The organism is Mumia quercus (genome assembly GCF_025506335.1).
Classification (GTDB): Bacteria; Actinomycetota; Actinomycetes; order Propionibacteriales; family Nocardioidaceae; genus Mumia; species Mumia quercus.
The window spans coordinates 149,801-176,535 of sequence record NZ_JANZYO010000002.1; the positions used below are offsets into that span (position 1 = coordinate 149,801).

Annotated in this window: 27 protein-coding genes; 9 read left to right on the forward strand and 18 right to left on the reverse strand. The window is 71.3% G+C overall.

The window, feature by feature from the left end:
* Positions 1-31 precede the first annotated feature (31 nt).
* From NYZ95_RS04110 to rplS, 10 genes are all read right to left on the reverse strand, one after another.
* Positions 32-2,245 carry an NADP-dependent isocitrate dehydrogenase gene (locus NYZ95_RS04110; RefSeq protein ID WP_262848975.1) on the reverse strand — a complete coding sequence of 738 codons (2,214 nt, stop codon included), beginning with the start codon at positions 2,243-2,245 and terminating at the stop codon, positions 32-34.
* Between the two features lie 204 nt (positions 2,246-2,449).
* The gene (locus NYZ95_RS04115) at positions 2,450-3,370 is read right to left on the reverse strand and encodes a tyrosine recombinase XerC (RefSeq protein ID WP_262848977.1); all 921 of its coding nucleotides are present in this window, start codon (positions 3,368-3,370) and stop codon (positions 2,450-2,452) included.
* A 62-nt stretch (positions 3,371-3,432) separates the two neighbouring features.
* A complete protein-coding gene (gene dprA, locus NYZ95_RS04120) occupies positions 3,433-4,659 on the reverse strand; it encodes a DNA-processing protein DprA (protein WP_262848979.1) in 1,227 nt (408 codons plus the stop codon).
* Positions 4,656-6,224: a YifB family Mg chelatase-like AAA ATPase gene (locus NYZ95_RS04125; RefSeq protein ID WP_262848981.1), complete on the reverse strand. Its 1,569-nt coding sequence runs from the start codon at positions 6,222-6,224 to the stop codon at positions 4,656-4,658. The genes dprA and NYZ95_RS04125 overlap by 4 nt, the downstream gene beginning before the upstream one ends.
* A complete protein-coding gene (locus NYZ95_RS04130; RefSeq protein ID WP_262848983.1) occupies positions 6,224-6,592 on the reverse strand; it encodes a YraN family protein in 369 nt (122 codons plus the stop codon). The genes NYZ95_RS04125 and NYZ95_RS04130 overlap by 1 nt, the downstream gene beginning before the upstream one ends.
* Positions 6,593-6,694: 102 nt before the next feature.
* Positions 6,695-7,003, reverse strand: coding sequence for a DUF2469 domain-containing protein (locus tag NYZ95_RS04135; protein WP_262848985.1), 309 nt, complete (start codon positions 7,001-7,003; stop codon positions 6,695-6,697).
* Entirely contained in the window at positions 7,000-7,692 is a 693-nt protein-coding gene (locus tag NYZ95_RS04140; RefSeq protein WP_262848988.1) for a ribonuclease HII, read from the reverse strand. The genes NYZ95_RS04135 and NYZ95_RS04140 overlap by 4 nt, the downstream gene beginning before the upstream one ends.
* 11 nt (positions 7,693-7,703) lie before the next feature.
* On the reverse strand, positions 7,704-8,417 hold the full coding sequence (lepB, locus tag NYZ95_RS04145; protein WP_262848990.1) for a signal peptidase I: 714 nt from the start codon (positions 8,415-8,417) through the stop codon (positions 7,704-7,706).
* Between the two features lie 52 nt (positions 8,418-8,469).
* Entirely contained in the window at positions 8,470-9,156 is a 687-nt protein-coding gene (lepB, locus tag NYZ95_RS04150) for a signal peptidase I (protein WP_262848992.1), read from the reverse strand.
* Positions 9,157-9,274: 118 nt separating this feature from the next.
* The gene (rplS, locus tag NYZ95_RS04155; RefSeq protein ID WP_262848994.1) at positions 9,275-9,625 is read right to left on the reverse strand and encodes a 50S ribosomal protein L19; all 351 of its coding nucleotides are present in this window, start codon (positions 9,623-9,625) and stop codon (positions 9,275-9,277) included.
* A gap of 443 nt (positions 9,626-10,068) precedes the next feature.
* On the opposite strand from rplS, the gene NYZ95_RS04160 reads away from it, so the two are divergent.
* A complete protein-coding gene (locus NYZ95_RS04160; protein WP_262848996.1) occupies positions 10,069-10,884 on the forward strand; it encodes a helix-turn-helix transcriptional regulator in 816 nt (271 codons plus the stop codon).
* Positions 10,885-10,887: 3 nt separating this feature from the next.
* Here NYZ95_RS04160 and trmD read toward each other — a convergent pair whose 3' ends face one another.
* Genes trmD through rpsP form a run of 4 tightly spaced genes read right to left on the reverse strand, consistent with a single transcriptional unit; the run spans position 10,888 to position 12,842 of the window.
* Positions 10,888-11,607, reverse strand: a complete 720-nt coding sequence (gene trmD, locus NYZ95_RS04165) for a tRNA (guanosine(37)-N1)-methyltransferase TrmD (RefSeq protein WP_262848999.1) — start codon at positions 11,605-11,607, stop codon at positions 10,888-10,890.
* Positions 11,604-12,143 carry a ribosome maturation factor RimM gene (rimM, locus tag NYZ95_RS04170; RefSeq protein ID WP_262849001.1) on the reverse strand — a complete coding sequence of 180 codons (540 nt, stop codon included), beginning with the start codon at positions 12,141-12,143 and terminating at the stop codon, positions 11,604-11,606. The genes trmD and rimM overlap by 4 nt, the downstream gene beginning before the upstream one ends.
* Positions 12,144-12,147: 4 nt before the next feature.
* Positions 12,148-12,390 (reverse strand): RNA-binding protein, encoded by a 243-nt coding sequence (locus tag NYZ95_RS04175; RefSeq protein ID WP_139107000.1) that lies wholly within the window; start codon positions 12,388-12,390, stop codon positions 12,148-12,150.
* Between the two features lie 8 nt (positions 12,391-12,398).
* The gene (gene rpsP / locus NYZ95_RS04180; protein ID WP_262849005.1) at positions 12,399-12,842 is read right to left on the reverse strand and encodes a 30S ribosomal protein S16; all 444 of its coding nucleotides are present in this window, start codon (positions 12,840-12,842) and stop codon (positions 12,399-12,401) included.
* Between the two features lie 184 nt (positions 12,843-13,026).
* Between rpsP and NYZ95_RS04185 the strand changes: the two genes are divergently transcribed.
* A complete protein-coding gene (locus NYZ95_RS04185) occupies positions 13,027-13,452 on the forward strand; it encodes an HIT family protein (protein WP_262849007.1) in 426 nt (141 codons plus the stop codon).
* A gap of 17 nt (positions 13,453-13,469) precedes the next feature.
* Here the strand turns inward: NYZ95_RS04185 and NYZ95_RS04190 are convergent, their stop codons facing one another.
* The 4 genes from NYZ95_RS04190 to NYZ95_RS04205 form a co-directional block, all read right to left on the reverse strand.
* The gene (locus NYZ95_RS04190) at positions 13,470-15,386 is read right to left on the reverse strand and encodes an ABC transporter ATP-binding protein (protein ID WP_262849009.1); all 1,917 of its coding nucleotides are present in this window, start codon (positions 15,384-15,386) and stop codon (positions 13,470-13,472) included.
* Entirely contained in the window at positions 15,383-17,116 is a 1,734-nt protein-coding gene (locus NYZ95_RS04195) for an ABC transporter ATP-binding protein (RefSeq protein WP_262849011.1), read from the reverse strand. Before NYZ95_RS04195 ends, NYZ95_RS04190 begins: the two co-directional genes overlap by 4 nt.
* Before the next feature lie 74 nt (positions 17,117-17,190).
* Positions 17,191-18,585, reverse strand: a complete 1,395-nt coding sequence (locus NYZ95_RS04200; RefSeq protein ID WP_262849013.1) for a GntP family permease — start codon at positions 18,583-18,585, stop codon at positions 17,191-17,193.
* A complete protein-coding gene (locus tag NYZ95_RS04205; protein WP_262849015.1) occupies positions 18,582-19,109 on the reverse strand; it encodes a gluconokinase in 528 nt (175 codons plus the stop codon). The genes NYZ95_RS04200 and NYZ95_RS04205 overlap by 4 nt, the downstream gene beginning before the upstream one ends.
* Positions 19,110-19,250: 141 nt before the next feature.
* Between NYZ95_RS04205 and NYZ95_RS04210 the strand changes: the two genes are divergently transcribed.
* The 7 genes from NYZ95_RS04210 to NYZ95_RS04240 are packed head-to-tail and all read left to right on the forward strand — an operon-like array spanning position 19,251 to position 26,734.
* Positions 19,251-20,570, forward strand: coding sequence for a DUF4437 domain-containing protein (locus tag NYZ95_RS04210; RefSeq protein WP_262849017.1), 1,320 nt, complete (start codon positions 19,251-19,253; stop codon positions 20,568-20,570).
* On the forward strand, positions 20,567-21,307 hold the full coding sequence (locus NYZ95_RS04215) for a hypothetical protein (RefSeq protein WP_262849020.1): 741 nt from the start codon (positions 20,567-20,569) through the stop codon (positions 21,305-21,307). The genes NYZ95_RS04210 and NYZ95_RS04215 overlap by 4 nt, the downstream gene beginning before the upstream one ends.
* A gap of 33 nt (positions 21,308-21,340) precedes the next feature.
* A complete protein-coding gene (locus NYZ95_RS04220; RefSeq protein WP_262849022.1) occupies positions 21,341-21,865 on the forward strand; it encodes a MaoC family dehydratase in 525 nt (174 codons plus the stop codon).
* A gap of 4 nt (positions 21,866-21,869) precedes the next feature.
* The gene (locus tag NYZ95_RS04225; RefSeq protein WP_262849025.1) at positions 21,870-22,901 is read left to right on the forward strand and encodes an LLM class flavin-dependent oxidoreductase; all 1,032 of its coding nucleotides are present in this window, start codon (positions 21,870-21,872) and stop codon (positions 22,899-22,901) included.
* Positions 22,898-24,112 (forward strand): CaiB/BaiF CoA transferase family protein, encoded by a 1,215-nt coding sequence (locus NYZ95_RS04230; RefSeq protein ID WP_262849027.1) that lies wholly within the window; start codon positions 22,898-22,900, stop codon positions 24,110-24,112. Before NYZ95_RS04225 ends, NYZ95_RS04230 begins: the two co-directional genes overlap by 4 nt.
* A gap of 4 nt (positions 24,113-24,116) precedes the next feature.
* Complete coding sequence (locus NYZ95_RS04235; protein WP_262849029.1) at positions 24,117-25,517, forward strand: MmgE/PrpD family protein; 1,401 nt, start codon at positions 24,117-24,119, stop codon at positions 25,515-25,517.
* A complete protein-coding gene (locus NYZ95_RS04240) occupies positions 25,514-26,734 on the forward strand; it encodes a RidA family protein (RefSeq protein ID WP_262849033.1) in 1,221 nt (406 codons plus the stop codon). The genes NYZ95_RS04235 and NYZ95_RS04240 overlap by 4 nt, the downstream gene beginning before the upstream one ends.
* Position 26,735: the final 1 nt, after the last annotated feature.

Consider the following 26,735-nt stretch of genomic DNA (forward strand, 5'->3'; position numbering starts at 1 on the left):
CCCGTGGCGGGCGGACGTCAGTCCGTCGACGTCAGCCCAGCGACGCGATGGCGTCGTTCAGCGTCTGCGACGGGCGCATGACCTGGGTCGCGAGCGTGTCGTCCGGACGGTAGTAGCCGCCGATCTCGACGGGCGAGCCCTGGACGGCGATCAGCTCGTCGTTGATCGCCTGCTCGTTCGCCGTGAGCGTCTCGGCGAGCGGGGCGAACGCGGCCGCGAGGTCGGCGTCCTCGGTCTGGCGCGCGAGCTCCTGCGCCCAGTAGAGCGCGAGGTAGAAGTGGCTGCCGCGATTGTCCAGACCCCCGACGCGACGGCTCGGCGACTTGTTCTCGTCGAGGAACGTCGCGGTCGCGCGGTCGAGCGTGTCCGCGAGGACCTGCGCCTGGGCGTTGTCGGTGACCTGCGCGAGGTGCTCGAAGCTGACCGCGAGGGCGAGGAACTCGCCGAGGCTGTCCCAGCGGAGGTAGTTCTCCTTGACGAGCTGCTGCACGTGCTTGGGCGCCGACCCGCCTGCGCCGGTCTCGAAGAGACCGCCCCCGTTGATGAGCGGGACGACCGAGAGCATCTTGGCGCTCGTGCCCAGCTCGAGGATCGGGAAGAGGTCGGTGAGGTAGTCGCGGAGCACGTTGCCGGTGACCGAGATCGTGTCCTCGCCCTTGCGGATGCGGTCGAGGGAGAACTGCGTCGCGTCCGCGGGGCTCATGATCTCGATCTGCAGGCCCTCCGTGTCGTGCTCGGGGAGGTACTGCTTCACCTTGGCGATGAGGTTGGCGTCGTGCGCGCGGGTCTCGTCGAGCCAGAACACGGCGGGAGCGCCGGTCGCGCGGGCGCGGGTGACGGCGAGCTTCACCCAGTCGCGGATCGGGACGTCCTTCGTCTGGCAGGCGCGCCAGATGTCGCCCTTGCGGACCGTGTGCTCCATCAGGACGTCGCCGTTCGAGGCCACGACACGGACGGTGCCGTCGGCGGGGATCTCGAAGGTCTTGTCGTGGCTGCCGTACTCCTCGGCCTTCTGTGCCATCAGACCGACGTTGGGCACCGAGCCCATGGTCGACGGGTCGAAGGCGCCGTTCGCGCGGCAGTCGTCGATGACGGTCTGGTAGACCGACGCGTACGAGCTGTCCGGGATGGTCGCGAGCGTGTCGGCCTCGGCGCCGTCCGGACCCCACATGTGGCCCGAGGTGCGGATCATCGCGGGCATCGAGGCGTCGACGATGACGTCGCTGGGGACGTGCAGGTTGGTGATGCCGCGGTCGGAGTCGACCATGGCGAGTGCCGGGCCCGCGGCGAGCGCGGTGTCGATCGCGGCCGCGATGTCGTCACCGTTCGAGAGTTTGCCGAGACCGGCGAGGATCGCACCCAGGCCGTCGTTGGCGCTCAGGCCGGCCTCGGCCAGCTGGTCACCGTACGTGTCGAACACGGGCTTGAGGAACGTCTTGACGACGTAGCCGAAGATGATCGGGTCCGAGACCTTCATCATCGTGGCCTTGAGGTGGACGCTGAACAGGACGCCCTCGCGCTCGGCGCGGGCGATGGCGTCGGCGATGAACGCCTGCAGGGCCTCCACGTCGAGGTAGGTCGCGTCGACGACCTCGCCGGCGAGCACCGGCACCGCGTCACGCAGGACGGTCGTGCCGTCGGCGGTGACGAGCTCGATCCGGAGCGTGTCGTCGGCCTCCATGACTACCGACTTCTCGTTGGACTTGAAGTCGTTCTCGCCCATCGTGGCGACGTTGGTCTTCGAGTCCGGCGACCACGCACCCATCGAGTGCGGGTGCTTGCGCGCGTACTGCTTGACCGACGCGGGCGCCCGGCGGTCGGAGTTGCCCTCGCGGAGGACCGGGTTCACCGCGCTGCCCTTGACCTTGTCGTAGCGGGCGCGCACGTCGCGCTCCTCGTCGGTCGACGGGTCGTCGGGGTAGTCCGGCAGGTCGTAGCCCTGCCCCTGCAGCTCGGTGATCGCCGCCTTCAGCTGCGGGACCGAGGCGCTGATGTTCGGCAGCTTGATGATGTTGGCCTCGGGCCGCTTGGCCAGCTCGCCGAGCTCGGCGAGCGCGTCACCGACACGCTGGTCCTCGGTCAGACGCTCCGGGAACTGCGCGAGGATCCGGCCCGCGAGCGAGATGTCACGGGTCTCGACGGTGATGCCGGCCTTCGCCGCGTACGCCGAGATGATGGGGAGGAACGAGTAGGTCGCCAGGAGAGGCGCCTCGTCCGTGTGCGTGTAGATGACCTTCGAGTCCAACTTCGAGCTCCGTTCCTGCGTTCGACCGCCCTGCTCGCCAGGACGGCTCGTCGTGCTGGTGGCGCGTCCTACAGGGATGCGTCCGTCACCGGAAGGGACTCGTCGCATGCTCGCGGTCCACCTGTAGGAAGGTGCTCCGTCAATGAAGCGTACTTCCTCGTCGGCGGGCGTCCCGACGCGGGCAGCACCGCTCGGACCGCGTGGTCAGGCCCGGGGATGGGCCTGGGCGTAGGCCTGCCGGAGGCGCTCGGAGCTCACGTGCGTGTAGAGCTGCGTGGTCGCGAGCGAGGCGTGGCCGAGGAGCTCCTGCACGCTGCGGAGGTCGGCCCCGCCCTCGAGGAGGTGCGTGGCAGCGGTGTGCCGCAGGCCGTGCGGCCCGAGATCGGGGGCGCCCTCGACGTCCTCGATGCGTGCGTGCACCATCCGGCGCACCGTACGCGGATCGATCCGGCCGCCCCGCTTCCCCAGGAAAAGCGCGGGTCCGCTCCCCTCGACGGCGAGCGTGCCGCGCAGGCCGAGCCACCGCTCGAGCGCACGGGCGGCTGGCCGGCCGAAGGGGACGCTGCGCTCCTTGTCGCCCTTGCCCACGACGCGGACGACGCTGCGGGCGTGGTCGACGTCGTCGACGTCGAGCCCGCAGAGCTCCCCCACGCGGATCCCGGTGGCGTACAGAAGCTCCAGGATCGCGACGTCACGCACGCCGACCGCGTCGCCCTCGGCCCGGTCGGCTGCCGCGTCGAGGAGCGCGCGGACCTCGTCCTGCCGCAGGACCGCGGGGAGCTCACGGTGCCGGCGCGGGTTGACGAGCAGCGCCCCTGCGTCCTCGTCGGCGCGTCCGGTGCGCACCATCCACGCGGTGAAGCGGCGCACAGCCGCCGCCCTGCGCGACAGGGTGCTGCGCGAGCGCCCCCGGACCTGCTGCGCCGCGAGGAAGCTGCGCAGTGCGCGGAGGTCGAGCGCCGACGGGTCGCGGACCCCGAGCGCCTCGGCGTGGGAGGACAGCTGGTCGAGATCGCCGGTGTACGCGCGGACGGTGTGCTCGCTGAGCCCTCGCTCGGAGCGCAGGTGCCGCTCGTACGCCTCGAGGGCGTCCGCCCAGGCCGGGCTCCGTTCGCTCGCACTCACCCTGCGAGTCTCGGACCCGGGTGCGCTCGCCGCCAAGGCGACGCGCCGCAGGGGCGGTGGGTCTAGGTGTCCCGTGGCGTCTCTGCCCTCCTCCCCTGCGCTTCCCCCGGCGGGGCCGGAGCGAGGTCGGCGCGCCGGGCGAGCGCCCATCCACCGTCGACCTGCCGGACGAACCCCTCGCGCGCGAGCCCGTCGAGGGCCTCCCGCACGGACTCGGCCGTGGTCCCGACCCGCCAGACGAGCACGTCCACCGTGATCGAGCCCTGTGCAGGCAGGGCCTCGAGCACCTCGCGCGCGAGGGACGGCAGCACGTCCCACGCCGTCTGGGGCGCCGGTGGCGGGGTCGCGTCGCGACGCCCGAGCGCATCGAGGTCCTCGAGGGCCTCGGCACCGTTGGTCACCAGCGTCGCGCGACCGGTGCGGAGCGCCTGGTGGACGCCGACCGAGGTCTGGCTGGTGACGGGGCCCGGCACGGCCAGTGCGAGACGACCCAGCTCGTTGGCCCAGCCCAGCGTGTTGAGGGCGCCGCTTCGTCGCGCCGCCTCCACGACGACGGTGCCCCTCGCCAGCGCGGCGATCACGCGGTTGCGGGTCAGGAACCGTCCCTTCGTCGGGGTCGCACCGGGCGGATGCTCGCTGACCACCACCCCTGCCTCGGCGATGCGGTGGAGCAGCCCGGCGTGCGCGCGGGGGTAGTCGACGTCGACGCCGCAGGCGAGCACCGCCACCGTGGGCCCGTCGAGCGAGAGCGCCCCGCGATGGGCTGCCGCGTCGATCCCGAACGCCGCACCGCTCACGACCGTCATCCCCGCGTCGGCGAGGTCGGCCGCGAGGTCGCCCGCGACGTCGCAGCCGTACGTCGTGGCGTCGCGCGCCCCCACCACCGCTGCCGCCTTCTCGGCGAGACGATCGAGGCGCCCGGCTCCTCGGACCCAGAGGCCGAGAGGGCGACCTGCCACTCCGCGGAGACCGTCGATCTGATCGAGGTCGTCCAGGGGCTCCGGCCACTCGCCGTCGCCCGGGCACACCCAGCGCACGCCCCTCCCCCGGGCTCCCGCGAGCAGCGCGGCGATCCTGCCCTCGAGACCGGCTGCACGCGACCGCCACGCCTCCGGGAGCGGCGGCTCGCCGGCGACGACCGCCGCGAGGAGGTCGGTCACGGGGCGCTCGGCGAGCTGCGCGGCGATGCGAGGGTCGCCCGGCTCGGCGACCAGGCTCATCGCCAGACGTGCACGTCGCTCCGCGCGCCGGGCGCGGGCGGCCCTCGAGGGCGACGTCGCGTCGCTCACGCGACCACCCGCTCCCAGAGGCGACCGGGCAGGGACGCGCCCTGGCGCAGCGCCGTCGCCGTCGCCAGGTCGTCGGGGTCGGGCGCGTCCCGCCCGCGGAGATCGGCGACGGTCCAGGCGACACGCAGGAGCCGGTCGGCCGTCCTCGCGTTGATGGCGCCCGAGCGCGTCGAACGGTCCACCTCGGCGACGACCACGGGAGGAGTCGCGATCTCGCGGCGCAGGACCGCACCCGGCACCTCGCCGTTGGTCCGCCACGGCGTCGCGGCGAGACGGAGCCGCTGACGGTCCCGCGCCTCGGCGACCCGTGCTGCCGCGACGGCGGTCGGGGTCCGCGCTGCGTCGAGCGGGCCGTGGTGACGGGCAGAGACCGGTCCGACGGACGGCTGGAGGTCGATCCGGTCGCGGACCGGTGCGGAGAGCCGCTCGGAGTAGCGACGCTTGTCGAGGGGCAGGCACGTGCACAGGTCGGATCGGCCCGCCTTCTGACCGCACGGGCACGGGTTCGCCGCGAGGACCAGCAGGAACCGCGCGGGGAACTCGGCCGTCTGCGCCGCTCGCGAGATGGTCACGCGCCCGCTCTCGAGCGGCTGGCGCAGCGCCTCGATGACGTCTCGCCGGAACTCCGGCGCCTCGTCCAGGAAGAGGACGCCGTTGTGCGCCAGGCTCAGGGCGCCTGGCCGGACCACGCGGCTGCCTCCCCCGACCAGTGCCTGGGCGGAAGCGGTGTGGTGAGGGTCGACGAACGGCGGACGGTCGAGCAGCGGTGCCTCCGGCGAGAGGAGCCCCGCGACCGAGTACACCGCGCTCGTCTCCAGCGACTCCTGCCGGTCGAGGTCGGGAAGCAGCCCAGGAAGCCGCTGCGCGAGCATGGTCTTGCCCACCCCCGGCGGTCCGGTGAGCAGGACATGGTGCAGACCGGCTGCCGCGATCACCATCGCCGTCCGCGCATCGTCCTGCCCGGCGACGTCGGTCAGGTCAAGTCCGTCGAGCCGGCCGCCACCGGGTGCCTGCTCGGCGAGCGGGTCGACGGGCGGGTCGTCCGGCGGCTCGTCGCCACGCAGCAGCGCGACGGCGTGCCGCAGCGAACGGACCCCCAGCACGTGCGCGCCCTCGACGATCGCCGCCTCCCCCGCGTTGGGCTCGGGGACGATGATGCGCTCGCAGCCGGCCGCCACCGCCGCGACCGTCGCAGGAAGGACCCCGGCCACGGCACGCAGACGGCCGTCGAGGCGCAGCTCGCCGAGCACGGCGGCGCTCGCGAGCCGGTCGTGCGGCACCACCTGCTGGCTGGCGAGCACCGCGAGCGCGATGCCGAGGTCGAAGTGTGCGCCCGACTTCGGCAGGCCCGCAGGTGAGAGGTTGATCGTGACCTTGCGGTCCGGCCACGAGTGGCGGCTGTTGACGACTGCCGCCCGGCACCGGTCGCGCGCCTCCGCGAGCGAGGCGTCCGGCAGCCCGACGAGCGTGGTGCGCGGAAGCCCCGCGCTCACGTCGACCTCGATCTCGACCACGCGTCCGCGCATCCCCTCCAGCGACACCGACCGCGTCCGACCCAACGCCATCACGCCACCCCCACCACGTGCGTGACCTGCGCCGCGCCCCGCGAGGGCACCAGCACGCCGATCACGTCGATGCGCACCATCACGGGACTCACGTCGTGCTCGGCGAGGAACAGCCCCGCCAGCCTGCGAAGCCGGGCCGCCTTCTGCGGCGTCACCGCCTCGAGCGGCGTCCCGTACGCGGTGCTCCGCCGGGTCTTGACCTCGCAGAACACCATCGTCTCGGCGTCGCGCGCCACCAGGTCGATCTCACCCCACCGGCACCGCCAGTTGCGGGCGACCACCTCCATGCCCTGTCTCTGCACGTACTCCGCCGCGACGTTCTCGCCGTGGACGCCGACGGCCTGCCGCTGCTCGTAGGTCGAGCCCATGACCACCACCTCCGCCGAGAGTGTGGGTCCGGCACGCCGACGCGGCCGCGGGACGCACGGCACCTGGGGAACGGCCAGGCCTGTGGACGACGGAGAGCTCGATCACGCCTTCGGCGGCTCGAAGTCGCTCGTCGCGAGCTCCTCGACGTTCACGTCCTTGAAGGTGAGGACCTTGACGTTCTTCGCGAAGCGCGCGGGGCGGTAGATGTCCCACACCCACGCGTCCGTCATGGTCACCTCGAAGTAGGCGTCGCCCGTCTCCGAACGCACCTTCACGTCCACGCCGTTGCACAGGTAGAAGCGCCGGTCCGTCTCCACGACGTACGTGAAGATGCCGACGACGTCGCGGTACTCGCGGTAGAGCGCGAGCTCCATCTCCGCCTCGTACCGCTCCAGGTCCTCCGCGCTCATCGCACTCCCTCGGTGGTTGCCGCACCAGCGTAACGAGCGAGCCCGGCCGCCGCGCGGACGTTCTGGTAGCGCAGCCGGTGGACCGGCGACGGGCCGTACCGGGCCAGCCGCTCCTCGTGGAGCGCCGTCACGTACCCCTTGTGGATGGCGAACTCGTACTCCGGGTACTCCGCGTGGAGCTCGCACATCATCCGGTCACGGGTCACCTTGGCGACGACCGAGGCCGCCGCGATCGACGCCGAGACCCGGTCGCCTTTCCAGACCGCGAGACCCGGCACACCGAGCCCGTCGACGCTGAAGCCGTCGCTGAGGACGTAGTCGGGCTTGATGGACAGCCGCGCGAGCGCCCGCCGCAGCGCGGTGATGTTGACGTGGTGCATGCCGAGCGCGTCGCAGTCGGCCGGGCTCATCACCACGACCGACCAGGCGACGGCACGACGGACGACCTCGGCGTAGCACGCCTCGCGGCGCGCGGGCGTCAGCAGCTTGGAGTCGGCCAGCCCCGGCACCTCGCCCCGGCGTCCCTCAGGCAAGATCACCGCCGCGGCCACGAGAGGGCCGGCGCACGCCCCGCGCCCCGCCTCGTCCACTCCCGCCACCGCGCCGAACCCGGCGCGACGCAGCGCACGGTCGTAGCCGTACAACCCGGCGTCCTTGCGGATGGTCGCTCCGCGTGCCACCTGCGTCATCGGCCCGAGCCTCAGCCTGGGTCAGGGACGTCCGCGAACGGCTCGTGGTCCGAGCCGGCAGAGCCGGCCCGCTTGAGCGGCCACACCACGGCCCACGCCTTGCCGAGCACCGCGTCCTCGCGGACGAAGCCTCCACCCGGGCCGCCCTGGTGGGCGCGGGAGTCGGTCGAGTTGCCGCGGTTGTCGCCCATCAGCCAGAGCCTGCCCTCCGGGACCACGACGTCGAAGCGCGCGTCGGCCGTGGCGTCCGGGTCGAGCACGTACGGCTCGTCGATCGAGACGCCGTTGACCTGCAGGCGCCCCTCGGCGTCGCAGCAGACCACCCGGTCGCCGCCCACGCCGATGACGCGCTTCACGAGGTGACCGCCGGTCGGGAACAGACCGAAGACCGACAACGCCTTCTGGACCGGGCCGACCTCTTCCTCGTAGCCCGCACCGAGCCAGTCGCCCGGGTCGTCGAACACGACGACGTCGCCGCGCTGCGGCTCGCCGGCCCAGTACGACACCTTCTGGACGAGGATCCGGTCGTCGACCTGGAGCGTGTTCTCCATCGAGCCGGAAGGGATCCAGAACGCCTGCACGAAGAACGTCTTGACGATCAGCGCCAGCACCAGCGCGATCACCACCAGCAGGATCGTCTCCTGCCAGAGGGGCAGCGGCTTGCGCTTCTCCTTGCCGGAGCGGCTCATGGGCGCGCTCTCGGCGGTCTCTTCGTGGGACGTCACGCCCACAGCCTAGCCCCGCGCTCCAGGCCGACCGTCGCGAGCCGCCGTACGGTCAGTCGAGTGAGGCGAAGGTCTCGGGATCGTGGAGGACGGCGCGATCCTTCCACGGCCAGACGACGAAAGCGACCTTGCCGACGACCTTGTCGTCAGGCACGAAACCGCCGCCAGGATCGTCGACGTGGGCCCTCGAGTCGGCCGAGTTGCCGCGGTTGTCGCCCATCACCCACAGGTACCCGTGGGGCACCGTCACGTCGAAGGGCGTACGGGCCGTCGCGGAGGCGTCCTTGACGTACGGCTCCTCGATCGCGACGCCGTTGACCTCGATGCGCCCGAGCGTGTCGCAGCACTGCACGGTGTCGCCGCCCACGCCGATGACGCGCTTGACCAGGTGGCCGCCGGACGGAGCGAGCCCGGCCGTCGACAGCAGCTTCTGGGCGGCGTTGGTCGAGTCGTGGACCTCGCCGGACGACAGCCAGCCGCCGGGGTCCTCGAAGACCACGACCTCGCCGCGGTGCGGGGCGCGGCCCCAGTACGAGACCTTCTGGACGACGATCCGGTCCTGGGCGCCGTCGGGGTTGCCGGTGAGCGTCGGCTCCATCGACTCCGAGGGGACGTAGAACGTCTGGAGGAACAGCGACTTCACGACGAGGGACAGGAGCAGGGCGACGAGCAGGAGCGAGACGACCTCGATCCAGAGCGGCACTGCCCGGTCGCCCCAGCGACCCACGAGCGTCCGCACGCGCGGACGCACCGGGCCGCCCGTCGCACGGGCTGCCCGGTGCGTCCCCGGTACGAGCTCTTCAGGGCGGTCCGTGGACCTGCCCTCACGCTCCTCCACAGCTGCCCCCCGGCACTGCTCAGGACTCGCGCTTCTCCTTGATCTTGGCCGCCTTGCCGCGCAGGTTGCGGAGGTAGTAAAGCTTCGCGCGACGGACGTCGCCGCGGGTCACGACCTCGATCTTCTCGATGATCGGCGTGTGGAGCGGGAAGGTCCGCTCGACGCCCACGCCGAAGCTCACCTTGCGGACGGTGAACGTACGACCGACCCCGGAGCCCTGGATACGGATCGCGACGCCCTGGAACACCTGGACGCGCGAGCGGTTGCCCTCGATCACCTTGACGTGCACCTTGACGGTGTCGCCGGCGCGGAACTCGGGGACGTCGTCACGGAGCGACTGGCTCGCGACGGCGTCGACTACGTTGGTCATCTCATCTCTTCCTCGTCGGTGCCACAGGTCACCCACGACATGTGCGGTGTACGAATGCGGGGAAACGGTGCTGCGATTCGTCGCCTCGCGACGGTCAGGTCGGCTCGACACCCCTGTGGCAGCAGAGCCCAGCACCGACCTCCCAGTCTGCCACACGCGCCCTGGCGGCCGTTAATCGAGTCAGGCGCGACGGTCGGGGCATGCGAAGGGGGTCCAGCACCGCGTCTCGCGGCATCTCCCCCGATGACGTCGCCGACGGTGCTGGACCCCGCTGTGAGCCTAGGGCCGACGGCCGAGGCGACGGTATACGTAAGGGTACGTAGCAACAGCCGCTCGCCGCGACAGGTGCGGGCGGGGTGTCTCAGCGACGGCGCCACGCAGCGCGGGGTCCCGCATCTTCGTTACTCTCACGCCTAGAGCGCGCGAGAGAAGGGGGGCACAAGGTGCCGGACGTCGCAGCGCGGTGGATCGAGGTCGCCGCGGCGGTCCTCACCGAGGAGGACACCGCCGTCGCGCGCCGCCACCTGGCCGAGCACCTCCTCCACGACTTCGACGCGCGTGCGGGCGCCCACGTGAGCTTCGACCGGCAGTCGGGCGCACTGGGCGTGCAGGCGTTCCCCCAGGACATCGCGTTCGACGCGATGCGCTGGCCGTACGGCGTGCGCACCCTCGAGCGCACCCACCCGCTGCTGCTGCACTACCTGCGGACGGGGTCGCTCGAGCCGAGCCAGCTGCTGACCCCGGACCAGAGCCCTCTGGCCCTCCCGGCGCCGCTGCTGCGCCTCCTGAGCTCGCTCGACATCGGCATCCACCAGCTCGCCCTGCCGACCCGTAACGAGCGCGACGGTGTCCTTGAGGGCTACGTGCTGGTCCGCGAGGACCCGTTCCCGCGCTGGGCGCTGCCCCGGGCGAGGGCCCTGCACGACCTCGTACGCGGGCTCGAGTCCCACATCCGCCTCGTCGCGGCCGCCACGACGCCGACCCCGCAGCCCGAGGACGAGGTCGACCTCACCCCGCGCGAGCACACGATCTTGGCGATGCTGGCCGAGAGCCGCACCGCCGAGTCCATCGGACGCAGCCTCGGCATCTCCGCGCGGACCGTCCACAAGCACCTCGAGAACGTCTACCGCAAGCTCGGTGTCAGCGACCGCGTCGCCGCGGTGACGTCCGCGCACCGCCGAGGCCTGGTGATGACGCTCGGCGACGAGCAGGCGGGGGCACGGCCCGAGGCCACCGAGCGCGTGCGCGCTCCGCGCTGACGATCAGGAGTCGGTGCGGTCGAGCAGGTCGGGCCGGCGCTCAGCCGTACGCAGGCGGGCCTGCTCCCTGCGCCAAGCGGCGATCCGCGCGTGGTCGCCCGACAGCAGGATCGGCGGCACCTCGTGGTCGCGCCAGCGGGTCGGCTTGGTGTAGACGGGGTACTCCAGGAGCCCGTCGGACCCGTGAGACTCCTCGGCCAGCGACTCGGGGTTGCCCATGAACCCCGGCAGCAGCCGGATGACCGCCTCGATCATCGCGAGCGCGGCGACCTCTCCCCCGTTGAGGACGAAGTCACCGAGCGAGACCTCCTCGACGCGCATCCGCTCTGAGGCCCAGTCGATGACACGCTGGTCGATCCCCTCGTAGCGACCGCAGGCGAAAGCGAGCCACGGCTCGTGCGCCAGGCGCTCGGCGTCGGCCTGCTTGAACGGCCTCCCTGAGGGTGTCGGGACGAGCAGGACAGGGGCGTCGGCACCGTCGCCGTCCCCACGGTCGTCGAGCATCGCGTCGAGCGCCTCGCCCCACGGCTCGGGGCGCATCACCATCCCGGCACCGCCGCCGTACGGGGTGTCGTCGACCGTGCGGTGACGGTCGTGGGTGTGCTCGCGCAGGTCGCGCACCCGCAGGTCGAGCAGGCCGCGCTGCCGTGCCTTGCCCGGCAGGGAGAGGTCCAGCGGCGCGAGGTAGGCGGGGAAGATCGTGAGGACGTCGATGCGCATCATCGAGGCCCGGCGTCCTCGGACAGCTCGGGATCGAGCAGACCCTCGACGGCGGCGACGTGCACGACTCCGGCGTCGAGGTCCACGTCGGTGACGAGCGCCGCGACGAACGGCACCAGCACCTCGACGCCGTCCGACCGCTCGACGGCGAGCATGTCCTGCGCGGGCAGGTGCAGCACCTCGCGTACGACGCCGCGCTCGACGCCGCCGCTGAGCACCCGCAGATCGACCAGCTGGTGGTCGTAGAACTCCTCCGGGTCGTCCGGCCGCTCGGTCTCGTCGACGTCGACGACGACCTGGGCGCCACGCAGCTCCTCGGCGGCCGTCCGGTCGGGGACCTGCTCGAAGGTGACGAGGAGGCGCCCCTGGTGCGGGCGCGTGCCCCGGATGACGAGCGTGCGCGCGGCTCCGGAGCGAGGACGCACGACGACCGACGAGCCCGAGGCGAATCGCTTCTCGGGCTCGTCGGTCGTCAGGTCGATGCTGACCTCACCGCGGATGCCGTGCGCACGGCCGATACGACCGACGACGATCTCCACGTCGTCAGCGACGCCGGTCGACGTCGACGAAGTCGATCCGGGCGCCGCCCTTGCCGGCGATCGCGCCGGCGACGGTCCGGATCGCCGTGGCCGTACGACCGTGGCGTCCGATCACCTTGCCGAGGTCCTCGGGGTGCACCCGGACCTCGAACAGCAGGCCGCGTCGCAGCTGCTTGGGGGTGACGTCCACGTCGTCCGGGTGGTCGACGATGCCGCCGACCAGGTGCTCGATGACTTCGGCGACCATCACGGGACTCAGGCCTCCGAGGGAGCTGCCTCAGCAGCCTCGGCCGCGTCGTCGGCCTTCGCGGCCTTCTTGGCCGGGGCCTTCTTCGTGACGGCCTCGGACGCAGGCACGTCGTGGACGGCCTTGAGGGCCTCGTTGAAGATCTCGGCCTTGTCGCGCTTGGGCTCGGCGACCTTGACGGTCGACTCGGCCTTCTCGCCCTTCGACCGCTGGAGGTCGCCGGTGAGCTTGAGCAGCGCGGCGACGGCCTCGCTCGGCTGGGCGCCGACCGAGAGCCAGTGCTGGGCGCGCTCGGAGTCGATGTTGATGATCGACGGGTCGGCCTTGGGGTTGTACGTCCCGATCTCCTCGATGACGCGACCGTCACGCTTGGTGCGCGAGTCAGCGACGACGACACGGTAGAACGGGGTGCGGATCTTGCCCATCCGCTTCAGGCGAATCTTGACGGCCACGGGTGTGGTGTCTCCTCAAATGAATGTGGTGTGGTGATCCAGCGGGAACCGTGTGGGGAACGGGCCGCCTGATCGCGGATCCGGACGCGGCCGAATGAGAGGGTTCGCCCGCGAGACGGAATCGACTGTCCATTGTGCCAGAACGCCGCTCGGCGCTCCAACTCCGTACGGCAGACTGCTCTTCATGAGCACCCTCTTCTCCAAGATCATCGCCGGCGAGATCCCGGGAAGGTTCGTGTGGGCGGACGACGAGGTGGTCGCCTTCTTGAGCATCGGGCCGATCCGGCCCGGCCACACGCTGGTCGTCCCGCGCGAGGAGGTCGACCACTGGATCGACGCCGACGACGCGCTGCTCGCCCGCCTGATGACGGTCGCGAAGCGGATCGGCAGCGCCCAGCAGGCCGAGTGGGACAGCCCGAGGGTCGGCACCATGGTCGCGGGGTTCGAGATCCCGCACCTCCACGTCCATGTGTGGCCGGTCTGGGGACTCGACGACTTCAGCTTCGCTGCCGTCGACCCGGACCCGTCTCCCGCGTCGCTGGACGAGGCCGCCGAACGGCTCCGCGCCCGGCTGGTCGCCCACGGCCACGCCGAGCACGTCCCCGACTGACCCCCACGCCGACGCCGTCACACCTCCGCGCCGGCGAACTGCGCCTGGTAGAGCCGCGCGTACGCGCCTGCGGCGGCGATGAGCTCGTCGTGGGTGCCCTGCTCGACGATCCGGCCCTGCTCCATGACCACGATCCGGCTGGCGTCGCGGATGGTGGACAGGCGGTGCGCGATGACGAAGCTCGTACGTCCGGAGCGCAGCTGCTCCATCGCCTTCTGCACCAGGGCCTCGGTCCGGGTGTCGACCGAGCTCGTGGCCTCGTCGAGCACCAGGATCGACGGGTCGGCGAGGAACGCGCGCGCGATCGTGAGCAGCTGGCGCTGACCGGCGCTGAGGTTGCCGCCGTCGTCGTCGATCACGGTGTCGTAGCCATCGGGCAGGGTGCGGACGAAGTGGTCCACGTACGCCGCCTGCGCCGCGGACACGATCTGCTCCTCCGACGCACCATCGGCCCCGTACGCGATGTTCTCGCGGATCGTGCCGTGGAACACCCACGCGTCCTGCAGGACCACACCGAAGTTGTCGCGGAGCACGTCGCGGTCCATCGCGCGGATGTCGACGCCGTCGAGGGTGATGCGACCGCCGTCGACGTCGTAGAAGCGCAGCGCGAGGTTGGTCAGCGTCGTCTTGCCTGCGCCCGTCGGGCCGACGATCGCGACCGTCTGGCCGGGCTCGGCCACGAGGTCGAGGTGCTCGATCAGCGGCTTGTCCGGGTCGTACGAGAAGGACACGTCCTCGAAGGCGACGCGGCCCTGCACGATCGCCGGGGCGAGCGCGTCCGGCGGGTCGGGGACCTCCTCGGTCTCGTCGAGGAGCTCGAAGACCCGCTCCGCCGACGCCACGCCCGACTGCAGCAGGTTGATCATCGACGCGATCTGGGTCAGCGGCTGGGTGAACTGGCGCGAGTACTGGATGAACGCCTGGACGTCGCCGATGCTGATCGTCCCCGACCCGACGCGCACGGCTCCGATGACGGCGACGGCGACGTAGTTGACGTTCGAGACGAACATCATCACCGGCTGGATGATCCCGGAGACGAACTGCGCCCGGAACCCGGCGTCGTACACCCGCGCGTTGGCCGCGGTGAACTCCTCCCGCGCCTGCTCCTGGCGGCCGAAGACCTTCACGATCTCGTGACCGGTGAAGTTCTCCTCGACGTGCCCGTTGAGCTGTCCGGTCGCGGCCCACTGGGCGACGAACTGCGGCTGGGACCGCTTCGCGACCAGCCCGGTCACCACGACGGCGACCGGGATCGTCACGAGCGCGACGAGGGTGAGCAGCGGCGAGATCGTCAGCATCGCCACCAGCACGCCGACCACCGTGAGCACCGAGACCAGGAGCTGGCTGATTGTCTGCTGGAGCGACTGCGCGATGTTGTCGAGGTCGTTGGTGACCCGCGACAGGATCTCGCCACGGGCACGGGAGTCGAAGTACGAGAGCGGGAGCCGGCCGACCTTCTCCTCGACCTCGGTACGCATGCCGGCCACGGTGCGCTGGACGAGGCGCGTCGTCATCACGCCCTGGACGTACATGAACAGCGACGAGAGGACGTAGAGCACCAGCGCGGCGACGAGGATCCACCCCAGCGCCTCGAAGTCGATGCCCTGGCCCGGCTGGAGGTCCATCGCCTGGACCATGTCGGCGACCCGGTCGTCGCCGTCGGCGCGCAGGCCGGCGACCACCTCCGCCTTGGAGAGATCGGCGGGGAAACGGCTCGCGAGGTAGCCCTCGAACACGATGTCGGTCGCGCGGCCGAGGATCCACGGGCCGATCACGCTCAGCGCGACCCCGATCACGGCCAGGGCGAGGATCGCCGCCGTCGTCACCCGGTCCCGCAGGAGCGTGGCGACGAGACGTCGGGCGGACCTGCGGAACGACTTCGCCCGCTGCGGGGCCTGCATGCCCAGCGCCGGGCCGGGACCGCGGCTGCTCATGCTGCCTCCTGCTCGGTCAGCTGGGAGAGGACGATCTCGCGGTAGGTCTCGCAGGTGTCCATCAAGGTGGTGTGCGTGCCGGTGCCGACGACCCGGCCCTCGTCGAGGACGACGATGCGGTCGGCGTCGCGGATGGTGCTCACGCGCTGCGCGACGACGATGACGGCGGCCTCGGCGGTGACCGTACGCAGGGCGCGCCGCAGCGCGGCGTCCGTGGCGAAGTCGAGGGCCGAGAAGGCGTCGTCGAACAGATAGACGAGCGGGCGGCTCACGATCGCGCGGGCGATCGCGAGACGCTGCCGCTGGCCGCCGGACACGTTCGTGCCGCCCTGCGCGATCGGCGCGTGGAGCCCTTCGGGCATCGCCTCGACGAAGTCGCGCGCCTGCGCGATCTCCAACGCCTCCCAGAGCTGCTCGTCGGTGGCGTTCGGATCGCCCATCCGCAGGTTCGTGGCGACGGTGCCGGAGAAGAGGAAGGCCTTCTGCGGGACCAGGCCCATCGCGTCCCACACCTGGGTCAGCTCCCGGTCGCGGACGTCGACGCCGTCGAGCAGGACCTGCCCGCCCGTGGCGTCGAAGAGCCGCGGCACCAGGTTGAGCAGCGTCGACTTGCCGCTGCCCGTCGAGCCGATGATGGCCGTGGTCTCCCCCGGCCTCGCCGTGAGGTCGACGTCGCAGAGCACCGGCTCCTCGGCCTCGGGATAGCTGAAGCTCACGCCGACGAGGTCTACCTGGCCCCGCAGGACCGGAGCACCGTCGGCGCCGGGCGCGTTGCGTACGCTCGGCTCGGTCGCCAGCACCTCCTGGATGCGCTCGGCCGAGACCTCCGCGCGCGGCAGCATCACGAACATGAAGGTCGCCATCATGACCGCCATCAGGATCTGGACGAGGTAGGTGAGGTAGGCGGTGAGGGTGCCGACCTCGAGCGTGCCGTCGGCGACCCGGTGCCCGCCGAACCACAGGACGGCGACGCTGGAGGCGTTCATCACGAGCATGACCGTGGGGAACATGAGGGCCATCCACTGCCCTGCCTTGATCGCGACGTCGCGGTACTCGTGGTTGGCCGCCTCGAAGCGGTCGCGCTCGTACTGGCCCTTCACGAACGCGCGGATGACCTGGATCCCCATGATCTGCTCGCGCAGGACGCGGTTGATGACGTCGATCTTGACCTGCATCTGACGGAAGTACGGGCGCATCCGCGAGATGATGAAGCCCACGGACAGCACCAGCACGGGGATCACGACGGCGATCAGCCACGAGAGGCCCACGTCCTGGCGCAGCGCCATCACGATGCCGCCGACGCACATGATCGGGGCGGCCACCAGCAGCACGAACACCATGAAGGTGACCATCTGGATCTGCTGGACGTCGTTGGTGCTGCGGGTGATGAGCGTCGGCGCCCCGAACCGCGCGACCTCCTGGGAGGCGAAGGTCTCCACCTTGGTGAACACCGCCGCCCGCAGGTCGCGGCCGAAGGCCATCGCCGTACGGGCGCCGTAGTAGACGGCCACGATGGTGCACACCATCTGGACGACGGTGACGAGCAGCATCACCGCGCCGACACCGAGGATGTAGCCGGTGTCGCCGTTGACGATCCCCTTGTCGATGATGTCGGCGTTGAGTCCGGGGAGGTAGAGGTTGGCGAGCGTCGCGACGAGCTGGAAGACCATCACCAGCGCGATCGGGACGCGGTACGGACGCAGGTAGGTCCGTGCGAGGGTCCACAGCACGCGACGAACCTACCCCGATGTGGTTGCCCTTCCCACCAAGTTTCGGTCTGTACGCCGAGGGCGAACGCGCGGGCCTAGACCACCAGGTGCATCAGCAGGACGAACACCAGGCCGGAGACCGACAGCGCCGTCTCCATCAGCGACCACGACTTGATCGTCTGGCCGACCGTCATGCCGAAGTACTCCTTGATGAGCCAGAAGCCGGCGTCGTTGACGTGGGAGAAGAACACCGACCCGGCGCCGATCGCGAGCACGAGGAGCGAGATCTCGCCCTGCGACATCCCCTCGGTCAGCGGGACCATGATCCCCGCGGCGGTGATCGTCGCGACCGTCGCCGACCCCGTCGCCAGGCGGATGAGCACCGCGACCAGCCAGGCCACGAGGACGACCGAGATCCCGGAGTCGGTGACGAAGTCGGCGATGACCTCGCCGATGCCGGAGTCGATGAGCACCTGCTTGAACCCGCCGCCGGCACCGACGATGAGGATGATGCCGGCGATCGGAGGCAGCGAGGTGCTGATCGAGTGGCTCAGCTCGTCGCGCCCCATCCCCGACCCGACGCCGAGGGTGAACATCGCGACGATCACGGCGATGAGGAGCGCGACGAGCGGCTCGCCCACGAAGTCCATGAAGGCGTACGAGATGCCGTCCTCGTCGAGGACGAGGTCGGCCACCGCCTTGGCCATCATGAGGACCACCGGGAGGAGGACGGTCGCCAGCGTGATCCCGAAGGACGGGCGCCGCCCCTCGGTGTCGCGGGTGGACTCGTACGCGGCGGACTCGGCGCTGACGTCGACCCAGCGCCTCGCGGCCATCGTGAACAACGGCCCCGCGACCACGACGGTCGGGATCGCGACGACGATGCCGAGACCGAGCGTGAGGCCGACGTCGGCACTCAGCACGTCGATCGCGGCGAGCGGACCGGGGTGCGGCGGCACGAACCCGTGCATCGCCGACAGGCCGGCCAGCGTCGGGAGGCCGATCGCGATGAGCGACAGCCCGGAGCGCTTCGCCACGAGGTAGATCACGGGCATCAGGAGGACGAGCCCGATCTCGAAGAACATCGGCAGGCCGATCAGGGCGCCGATGCCGGCCATCGTCCACGGCAGCATCCGGGTGCTGGAGCGGCCGACGATGGTGTCGACGATCTGGTCCGCACCGCCGGAGTCAGCCAGCAGCTTGCCGAACATCGCGCCGAGCGCGATGAGCACGCCCACGCCGGCGACCGTGCTGCCGACCCCGGCCGTGAAGCTCTCGAGGGTGTCGGCCAACGGCATGGTCGCCACCGCACCGACCGTCAGGGAGCCGAGAGTCAGGGCGAGGAACGGGTGGACCTTCAACCAGACGATGAGGACGACGATCAGCGCGATCCCGCAGAGGGCGGCGGTGACGAGCTGGGCGGTCCCCGCGGCGGGGGTCACCGCGTCCTGGGTCCCCAGGATGCCGAAGAGGCCGGCGGGGTCGCTCATCGCGCTCCCCTCCCGTCGACGACCTCGGTCCGAGCGAGGAACTCGTCGACGATCTCGGCCGGGCTCGGCGTGATGTCGAGAAGCTCACCGTTCTCGTCGGGCTCGAGCTGTTCGAGGGTCTCCTCCTGCGACTGGAGCAGCGAGACCGGCATGAAGTGGTCGCGGTGCTCCATCCGCTCGCGGATCAGGTCGTGGTCGCCGGCGAGGTGCAGGAACGCCACCCGCGGGGCGGCCGCCACCAGCACGTCACGGTAGACCCGCCGCAGCGCCGAGCAGCTCACCACTCCCCCGGTCGCGTCGTGCGCGTGGAGCCACTCGCCGATCGCCTCGAGCCAGGGCCACCGGTCGTCGTCGGTCAGCGGCGTCCCTGCGGACATCTTCGCGATGTTCTCCTCCGAGTGGAAGGCGTCCCCGTCCTCGTACGGGACGTCGAAGCGTTCGGCGAGGGCGTGCCCGACCTCGGACTTGCCCACTCCGGAGATCCCCATCACCACGACCAGCGGGGGCAGGGTCAGTCGACTCATGGCGTACCTCCTGCCGCGAGCCTGGCACGACGGAGGGGTCACCGCCGCTCGAGCGACGGACTCTTCGTCGTCCCCCTATCCAATACATCCTGGAGTGGATATCGTATATTCTCGTATCCGATATCTGATCGAGGAGGCAACGTGCGACCCCACGTCGAGCTCATCCAGGAAGACGACTACGTCTGGCACGCCGCAGAGCTGCCCGGCGGCGAGGGGCGCGCGAGCGAGCGCCGGCTCTCGGTGGACGAGGAGGACGGCTCCTCGTCGCTGCGCATCGACTTCCACACCGACTGGGGTCGCGGTCCTGGCATCCACCACGCGAACACCGAGTACTACGTGCTCGAGGGCGAGATCGACTACGGCGGCCGCAAGATCGGCAAGGGCGGCTACGTCTACGCGCCCAAGGGCGTGCCGAACGACTACCTCAAGATCGCCGAGGGGACGAAGATCCTCCACTACCGCGAGTACGGCGACGCGGGCTTCGACGCCGTCGACGCGCTCGCCGGCGCGCAGCGCTGGGACGACGCCCGCGAGGACGTCATCGTCATCGACTCCGAGGCGATGCAGTGGGACGCGGTCCCCAACCCCGGGCCGATGCCGGGCCTGTTCATCAAGTACCTCCACGTCGACCCGACGACCGGCTTCTACACCCGCCTCGTGCACGCGCAGGAAGGCTGGGCGGACCACCGCCTGGCGCACCACCCCTGCTACGAGGAGGCGTACACGACGCAGGGCCACATGGAGTACAACTTCGGCACCCTCGACCTCGGCACGTACTTCTTCCGCCCGGCGCGTGTGAAGCACGGCCACTTCACCACGATGGAGGGCGGCGCCACCTGGCTGCTGCGCTCCGACGGCGAGCTCGCGAACTGGTACACCCAGAACGAGTGGGTCCGCTGGGGAGGCGACGGCGTCAACTACGGGCCCGAGGGCCTCGAGGAGGAGCCGCACCCGCCGGCGCGCTGGTCGCACTCGACGCACGACATGGCCCAGCCGTGGCGGACCGAGGAGGACATGCGCCAGCTGCGCGCGTCCTGGCAGTTCCAGATCGACCAGGGTCAGCACAACGCGCCGGTCGAGCACCACGGCTCCGGCGTGGACAAGTCGGCGATCGCGATCGCCAAGGCCATGGACGCCTACAACCTGCAGGGCGGGCACGACGGTCACGGCCACAGCCACGACCACGACCACGACCACGACCACGACCACGAGGGTCACGAGCACAGCCACGACCACGACGGTCACGACCACGAGCACACCCACGAGCGCGAGGTCATCAACCTCGACTGGGGCTGGGCCGGCAAGGCGACCGAGCACGCCGACGAGCGCACCGACGAGCAGGCCCACAACTGGGGTGCCGGCCGTCCGTGGAAGAAGGGCGACCCGATCCCCGCTCCGATCCTCTCGAGCCTGCCCGTGCGCAGCCGCTCGCGCGGGCGCTGGGACGGAGACGGGATGTGAGCGAGTCCCTGCTCGCCGTCGAGGCCGTCCACGGGTTCAACGGCTACAGCGTCGCGATCCTCCTGCACGTCCTCCTGTTCGCGTACTGGCTCGGCGGGGACCTCGGCGTCTTCTACTCCAGCCGCTACATCCTGCGAGAGGACCTCGCTCCGCAGTCGCGGGCGACGGCACTGAAGATCATGCACGGGGTCGACCTCGCACCGCGGATCTGTCTCGTGCTCTTCCTGCCCAGCGGGATCACGTTGATGGCGTGGGGTCCGCTCGGCGACGAGTTCTTCGTCAACGGGCCGCTTCTCGCCCTCACGTGGGTGGCGGGTCTGGTGTGGCTCGCGATCGCGGTCTACGACTACTTCCGCGACACGACGACGCGCTTCGGCCAGGTCGTGCAGCGTCTCGACCTCGTCGTGCGGTACGGCCTGGGTGCCGCGCTGCTGGCGGTCGGCGCGTACACAATGGTGGTCGCCGAGCCGTTCGGCGTCGACACCAACCCGAAGTGGCTCGGCGCGAAGCTCGCCGCGTACGCCCTCTGCATCCTCGCCGGTGTCCTCATCCGGTGGAAGCTGCGCTCGTTCGGGCCCGCCTTCGGCCGTCTCATGGCGACCGGGTCGACACCCGAGGTCGAGCGCGACCTGCGCTCCTCGTTGCGCGGCTGCGAGCCGTACGTCTTCGCGATCTGGGGCTTCGTGCTCCTCGCCGCGGTCCTCGGCGTCATCAAGCCGGGCTCGACCGCCTTCTGAGAACGCAGAGCCTGAAGAAAGACAAGGAGAGACATGACCGTCAAGCAAGGGTGGACCGGCCGGTTCTTCGAGGACTTCGAGATCGGCGACGTCTACCAGCACCCGCTCGGGCGCACGGTGACGGAGAACGACAACACGTGGTTCTCGCTGCTGACGATGAACACGAACCAGATGCACTTCAACACCGAGTACGCCGCGCGCTCGGAGTTCGAGAAGCCCCTGGTCGTGTCGACGCTGACGGTCGCGATCGCCGTCGGTCAGAGCGTCACCGACATCACGCAGAACGCGTTCGCCAACCTCGGCTGGGACGAGATCCGGATGACGCACCCGGTGTTCGCCGGCGACACGCTGTTCAGCGAGTCGCTCGTGCTGGAGAAGCGGGAGTCCGCCAGCCGGCCGCACGCCGGGATCGTCACCGTCCGCACCCGCACCCTCAACCAGCACGGTGACGAGGTGTGCTCGTTCAAGCGCACCTTCTACGTGTACCGCCGCGGCGCCGAGCAGGTCGAGGGCACGTTCCCCGAGGGCAAGCGCCCCTTCACCGCCGAGGGCGTGTGAGGTCGTGCGCATCACGTACGCGCCGTGGGGCGAGACGCTCGACGAGCTCGGCGACGTCGCTCGCCGCGCGGAGCGCGCAGGCGCCGAGGTGCTGTGGGTGCCCGAGCTGCACCGCAGCGCCACGGTGAGCGCCGCGGCGCTGATCCAGGCGACCTCCAGCGCCCGGATCGGCACCGCGATCGCGCTCGCCTTCACCCGCAGCCCGATGGTCACCGCCCTCGAGGCGCTCGACCTGGACGAGCTGTCGGGCGGACGTTTCGTGCTGGGTCTCGGCACGGGCGTCCAGCGGCTCAACGAGGACTGGCACCACGCCCGCTGGGGCAAGCCGGTCGGACACCTCCGCGAGACCGTCCGCAACATCCGGTTGTTCTGGGAGAAGGCGACGACGGGCGAGCCCATCGAAGCCGAGGGCGAGTGGGAGCCGATGCGCATCCGCGGGTACGAGCGCCCGTACCCCGTACTCCGTCAGGACATCCCCGTCTACCTGGCGGCCATGGGCCCGGCGATGACCCGCCTGGCCGGCCGGATCGGCGACGGCTGGATCAGCCATGAGCTGTGCTCGCCGTCGTACCTGGAGAAGCGCATCCTGCCCGAGCTCCAGGCCGGGATCGAGGCAGCAGGCCGAGAGCGCGGCGACGTCGACGTCGTCGTCTCGGCCTGCTGCTCGGTCGCCGACGACGCCGCGACCGCGACCCGCCGCGTGGCGGGCACGGTCGGCTTCTACGCCAGCGTGCGGACGTACGCGGAGTTCTTCGCGTTCCACGGTCTCGCCGAGCAGCAGCAGCGGGTCATCGACGCCTTCCGGGCGGGCAACGGCGCGGACTACCTCGCCGAGTCCGTCGACCCGGAGATGGTCGATGCGCTCACGCTCAACGGCGACGTCGCCCGGGTCGCCTCCCAGCTCGAGGCGTACGAGGGCCTGGCCGACGCGGTCAAGCTGAGCCCGCCGACCCACGGCATCACGCCCGCGGAGACGCGCGCCGCGCAGGACCAGATCATCACGCTCATCGCCGAGCTCGCCGGAGGTACCGCATGAAGCCGTTGGAGGACGTCCGCGTCATCGCCGTCGAGCAGTACGGCGCCGGGCCGTTCGGCAGCGTCCACCTCGCCGACCTCGGCGCCGAGGTCATCAAGATCGAGGACCCGCGCGTGGGCGGCGACGTCGGCCGCTACGTCCCCCCGTACGCCGAGGACGAGGACTCGCTGTTCTTCGAGACGTTCAACCGCAACAAGCGGAGCCTCTCGCTGGACCTGACGACCCCGGCGGGTCGGGCGGTCTTCGAAGAGCTGGTCAAGAACGCCGACGCGGTCTACTCCAACCTGCGCGGGGACGTGCCGGCGAAGATCGGGATCACCTACGACGACCTCAAGCACCTCAACCCGGCGATCGTCTGCTGCTCGCTCACCGGCTTCGGGATGACGGGCCCGCGCAGCAAGGAGCCCGGTTACGACTACATCCTCCAGGGGCTCGCCGGCTGGATGGACCTCACCGGCGAGCCCGACGGCCCGCCGACGAAGTCCGGCCTGTCGCTCGTCGACTTCTCCGGCGGGTACGTCGCGGCGATCTCCCTTCTCGCCGGTCTGCACGCGGCCCGGCGCGACGGCGTCGGCATGGACTGCGACGTGAGCCTGTACGACACCGCGATCGCGATGCTGACCTATCCGGCGACGTGGCACCTCAACGCCGGTTTCACCCCCACCCGTACGCGGCACTCGGCGCACCCGTCCCTCGTGCCCTTCCAGGCGTTCGAGGCCTCCGACGGCTGGCTGGTCGTCGGGTGCGCCAAGGAGAAGTTCTGGGCGCGCCTCGCCGTCGTCGTCGGGCACCCCGAGTGGGCCGAGGAGGGCTCGCCGTACGGGAGCTTCGCGGGTCGTCAGGAGCGCAGCCAGGAGCTGCTCGCCCAGCTGGAGGAGATCTTCCTGACCCGTACGGTCGCGGAGTGGCTCGAGGTCCTCTACCCCGCGTCCATCCCGTGCGGACCGATCAACGACGTCCCGCAGGCGCTGCGCGAGGAGCACACCCTGGCCCGCAACCTGGTCGTCGAGACCGAGCACCCGCGCTACGGGGCGGTGCGGCAGGTTGCCTCGCCCGTGCGCGTGGGCTCCGAGCCGCCGACGTACCGCCGCGCGCCGCGCCGCAACGAGGACGCCGACCACGTCCTCCGCGAGGTCGCGGGGTACGACGCCGAGCAGGTCGCCAAGCTCGCCGCGGACGGCGCGTTCGGGCCGGCGCCGTCGGAGGGCTGAGCCGATGATCGCCCCGTCGCTCGCCTCGTGGGTCACCGGTGACCTCGAGATCCCGGCAGCCGTCGACGAGGCCGCCCTGCGGCACCTCCTCGACGGCTGCGGCACCGCCGTCGCCGCGGTGCGGCTCGACGCCGCGCTGCCCGCCCTGGCGGTCGCGCGCGGGCTCGGCGGCCCGGCGGAGGCGACGGTCCTCGGCTCGTCGTCGCGGCTCGGGGCACCCGCCGCGGCGCTCGCCAACGGCACGCTCGTCCACGCCCTGGACTTCGACGACACCCACGCGGGCGGCCTCGTGCACGCCACCGCCGTCGTGCTGCCGGCGGCGCTCGCGGTCGGCGAGCAGGTCGGGGCGAGCGGACGCGAGGTCCTCGACGCGGCAGTGGTCGGGTATGAGGTGGCGTGCCGCGTCGCAGCCGCCGCGCCGCACGGCTTCCACCGACGCGGCCTGCACGCCACGATGGTCGCAGGCGTCTTCGCCTCCGCAGCGGTCACCGCCCGTCTGACCGGTCTCGACGCGGCGACCACGACGCACGCGCTCGGGATCGCCGGCTCGCAGGCGGGCGGCCTGCTCGCGTTCCTCGGCACCGGTGCGAGCACCAAGCAGCTGCACCCCGGCCTCGCGTCGCAGTCCGGGATCCTTGCGGCGCGGCTCGCGGCCGCGGGGGCCACGGGACCGGCCACCGTGTTCGACGGGCCCCACGGGGTCTACGACGCGCTCGCCGACGGCCCCGTCGACACCTCGACGATCCTCGAAGGCCTCGGCGAGCAGTGGCAGACCACCGCGATCGGCATCAAGCCGTGGCCGACCTGCCAGCTGGCGCACGTGACGATGGCAGCGGCGCAGGACGCGCTGCAGCGCGCCGGCGTCTCCGCTGCAGAGGTGCGTGCGGTGCACGCGTGGGTCCACCCCGACTCAGCGAGCGTCGTCTGCGCCACCGACCGTGACCTCACCCGCCCGGCCAGTCCGTACGCGGCCAAGTTCTCCCTGCCGTGGAGCGTCGCCGCCCTGCTGGTCGACGGCCGCGTCGGCACCGACACGTACGAGGCGGCGGCGCTGGACCGTGCCGACGTCCGCGACCTCGCTGCCCGCCTCACCTGGGAGGTCGACTCCGCCCCGCAGACCGTGGCAGCGGACGCCGCCGGCGAGGTCCTGCTCGTCCTCGACGACGGCTCGCGGGTCGCCGGCCACGTCGACGCCAGCCCGGGCACGGCGGCCGCTCCCCTCGACGACGTTGCGCTCGATGCCAAGCTGCTCGGCAACGTCGGCCCGCACGCCCCCGCGCTCGCCGCCGCCGTCCGCGCTCTCCCCGACGCACCCGGCCTCGGCACACTGCTCGACGCGGCAGCCGCTGCCGCCTCATCCGTTCCGCCCAGCACCGCACCGCGCCCTCAGGAGGCCACCGCATGACCGTGTCCGCGATCCGCCCCGACGACTTCGGTTGGCTGCCCGCCGACGGGTTCACGTTCAGCCTCGGCCTGACCGAGGAGGGCCACGCCTGGACCTCAGGCCACACCGCCGCCGCGCTCGACGCGTCGGTCGGCAAGATGACGGTGTCGGGCTCGATGACCGACCAGGCCCGCACCGCGTACGAGAAGGTGCTCCGCCTCGTCGAGGCCGCCGGCCTCACGCCTGCCGACATCACCCACGTGACGGAGAACGTCACGATCGCCGGGCTCGCGTCGTACGAGGAGGCCGTCGCGGTGCGCCGCGAGGTGCTCGGGCACGAGCCGACGGTCACCACCGTCGTCGTCGAGCGGCTGGTGCGCTCGGCTGCGCTGCTCGAGATCGAGGTGCGGGCGTCCTCGGGAGGCGGCAAGGTGCTCGCCGCCAGCGAGGCCCGCGACGCCGGCGTCTGGGCGGCCTCCCCCGTGGTGGAAGGGCACGACGGCACCGTCCACCTGCCGACGATGGTCCCGATCGACGCCACCGGCGACCTCGTCGCGCCCGGCGACTTCGTCGCTCAGTACCGCTACTGCCTCGAGCAGGCCGACGTCCTGCTCCGCCGCGCCGGGCTGTCGCTCGACAACGCCGTCACCACGTACGACTACTCGACTCCGCAGACCCGCACGGTCTACCGCAAGACCCACCACGTACGGAAAGACCTGCTCGGCGGCGCGGGGGTCTACCCCGGCGCCGGCGGCATCCTCATGAGCCGCCTGCACCAGCCCGGTCAGCTGGTCGCGATCGACGTCACCGCGTCGCGGCACCCGCTGGAGCTCGTCAACCCCGGATGGTCGCGCTACGACACGCTGACGTACGCGCCCGGCGTGCGGGCCGGGCGGACGCTGTTCATGTCCGGCTTCGCCGCGCTGGACATGGAGACGCAGGAGGCACTCTTCCCCGACGACCTCGAGGCCCAGGCCGAGGCGACGTACGGGGCCATCCTGCACCTGCTCACGTACGCGGGGCTCGAGGCGAAGGACCTCGTCCGGACGGTCGAGTTCTGCGTGGCGCGCGAGCTGCCGCGCTACAAGGTCGTCGCGGACGTGCGCGAGCGCCTGCTGTCGCCGCCGTGGCCCGCCTCCACCGGCGCCATGTGCGCGGACCTGCTGCGGCCCGAGTTCCTCCTCGAGGTGTTCCCCACCGCGCTCTTCCCTGAAGAGCACAGCCCTGCGGGCGAGTGAG

Bases quoted from the DNA above. Each gene is read 5' to 3' on its own strand.
- NYZ95_RS04125 (WP_262848981.1), bottom strand. From the start codon at position 6,224: ATGGCGTTGGGTCGGACGCGGTCGGTGTCGCTGGAGGGGATGCGCGGA.
- NYZ95_RS04130 (WP_262848983.1), bottom strand. From the start codon at position 6,592: ATGGGCTCGACCTACGAGCAGCGGCAGGCCGTCGGCGTCCACGGCGAG.
- NYZ95_RS04135 (WP_262848985.1), bottom strand. From the start codon at position 7,003: ATGAGCGCGGAGGACCTGGAGCGGTACGAGGCGGAGATGGAGCTCGCG.
- NYZ95_RS04140 (WP_262848988.1), bottom strand. From the start codon at position 7,692: ATGACGCAGGTGGCACGCGGAGCGACCATCCGCAAGGACGCCGGGTTG.
- rplS (WP_262848994.1), bottom strand. From the start codon at position 9,625: ATGACCAACGTAGTCGACGCCGTCGCGAGCCAGTCGCTCCGTGACGAC.
- trmD (WP_262848999.1), bottom strand. From the start codon at position 11,607: ATGATGCGCATCGACGTCCTCACGATCTTCCCCGCCTACCTCGCGCCG.
- NYZ95_RS04175 (WP_139107000.1), bottom strand. From the start codon at position 12,390: ATGGTCGCCGAAGTCATCGAGCACCTGGTCGGCGGCATCGTCGACCAC.
- NYZ95_RS04185 (WP_262849007.1), top strand. From the start codon at position 13,027: ATGAGCACCCTCTTCTCCAAGATCATCGCCGGCGAGATCCCGGGAAGG.
- NYZ95_RS04190 (WP_262849009.1), bottom strand. From the start codon at position 15,386: ATGAGCAGCCGCGGTCCCGGCCCGGCGCTGGGCATGCAGGCCCCGCAG.
- NYZ95_RS04200 (WP_262849013.1), bottom strand. From the start codon at position 18,585: ATGAGCGACCCCGCCGGCCTCTTCGGCATCCTGGGGACCCAGGACGCG.
- NYZ95_RS04205 (WP_262849015.1), bottom strand. From the start codon at position 19,109: ATGAGTCGACTGACCCTGCCCCCGCTGGTCGTGGTGATGGGGATCTCC.
- NYZ95_RS04220 (WP_262849022.1), top strand. From the start codon at position 21,341: ATGACCGTCAAGCAAGGGTGGACCGGCCGGTTCTTCGAGGACTTCGAG.
- NYZ95_RS04230 (WP_262849027.1), top strand. From the start codon at position 22,898: ATGAAGCCGTTGGAGGACGTCCGCGTCATCGCCGTCGAGCAGTACGGC.
- NYZ95_RS04235 (WP_262849029.1), top strand. From the start codon at position 24,117: ATGATCGCCCCGTCGCTCGCCTCGTGGGTCACCGGTGACCTCGAGATC.
- NYZ95_RS04240 (WP_262849033.1), top strand. From the start codon at position 25,514: ATGACCGTGTCCGCGATCCGCCCCGACGACTTCGGTTGGCTGCCCGCC.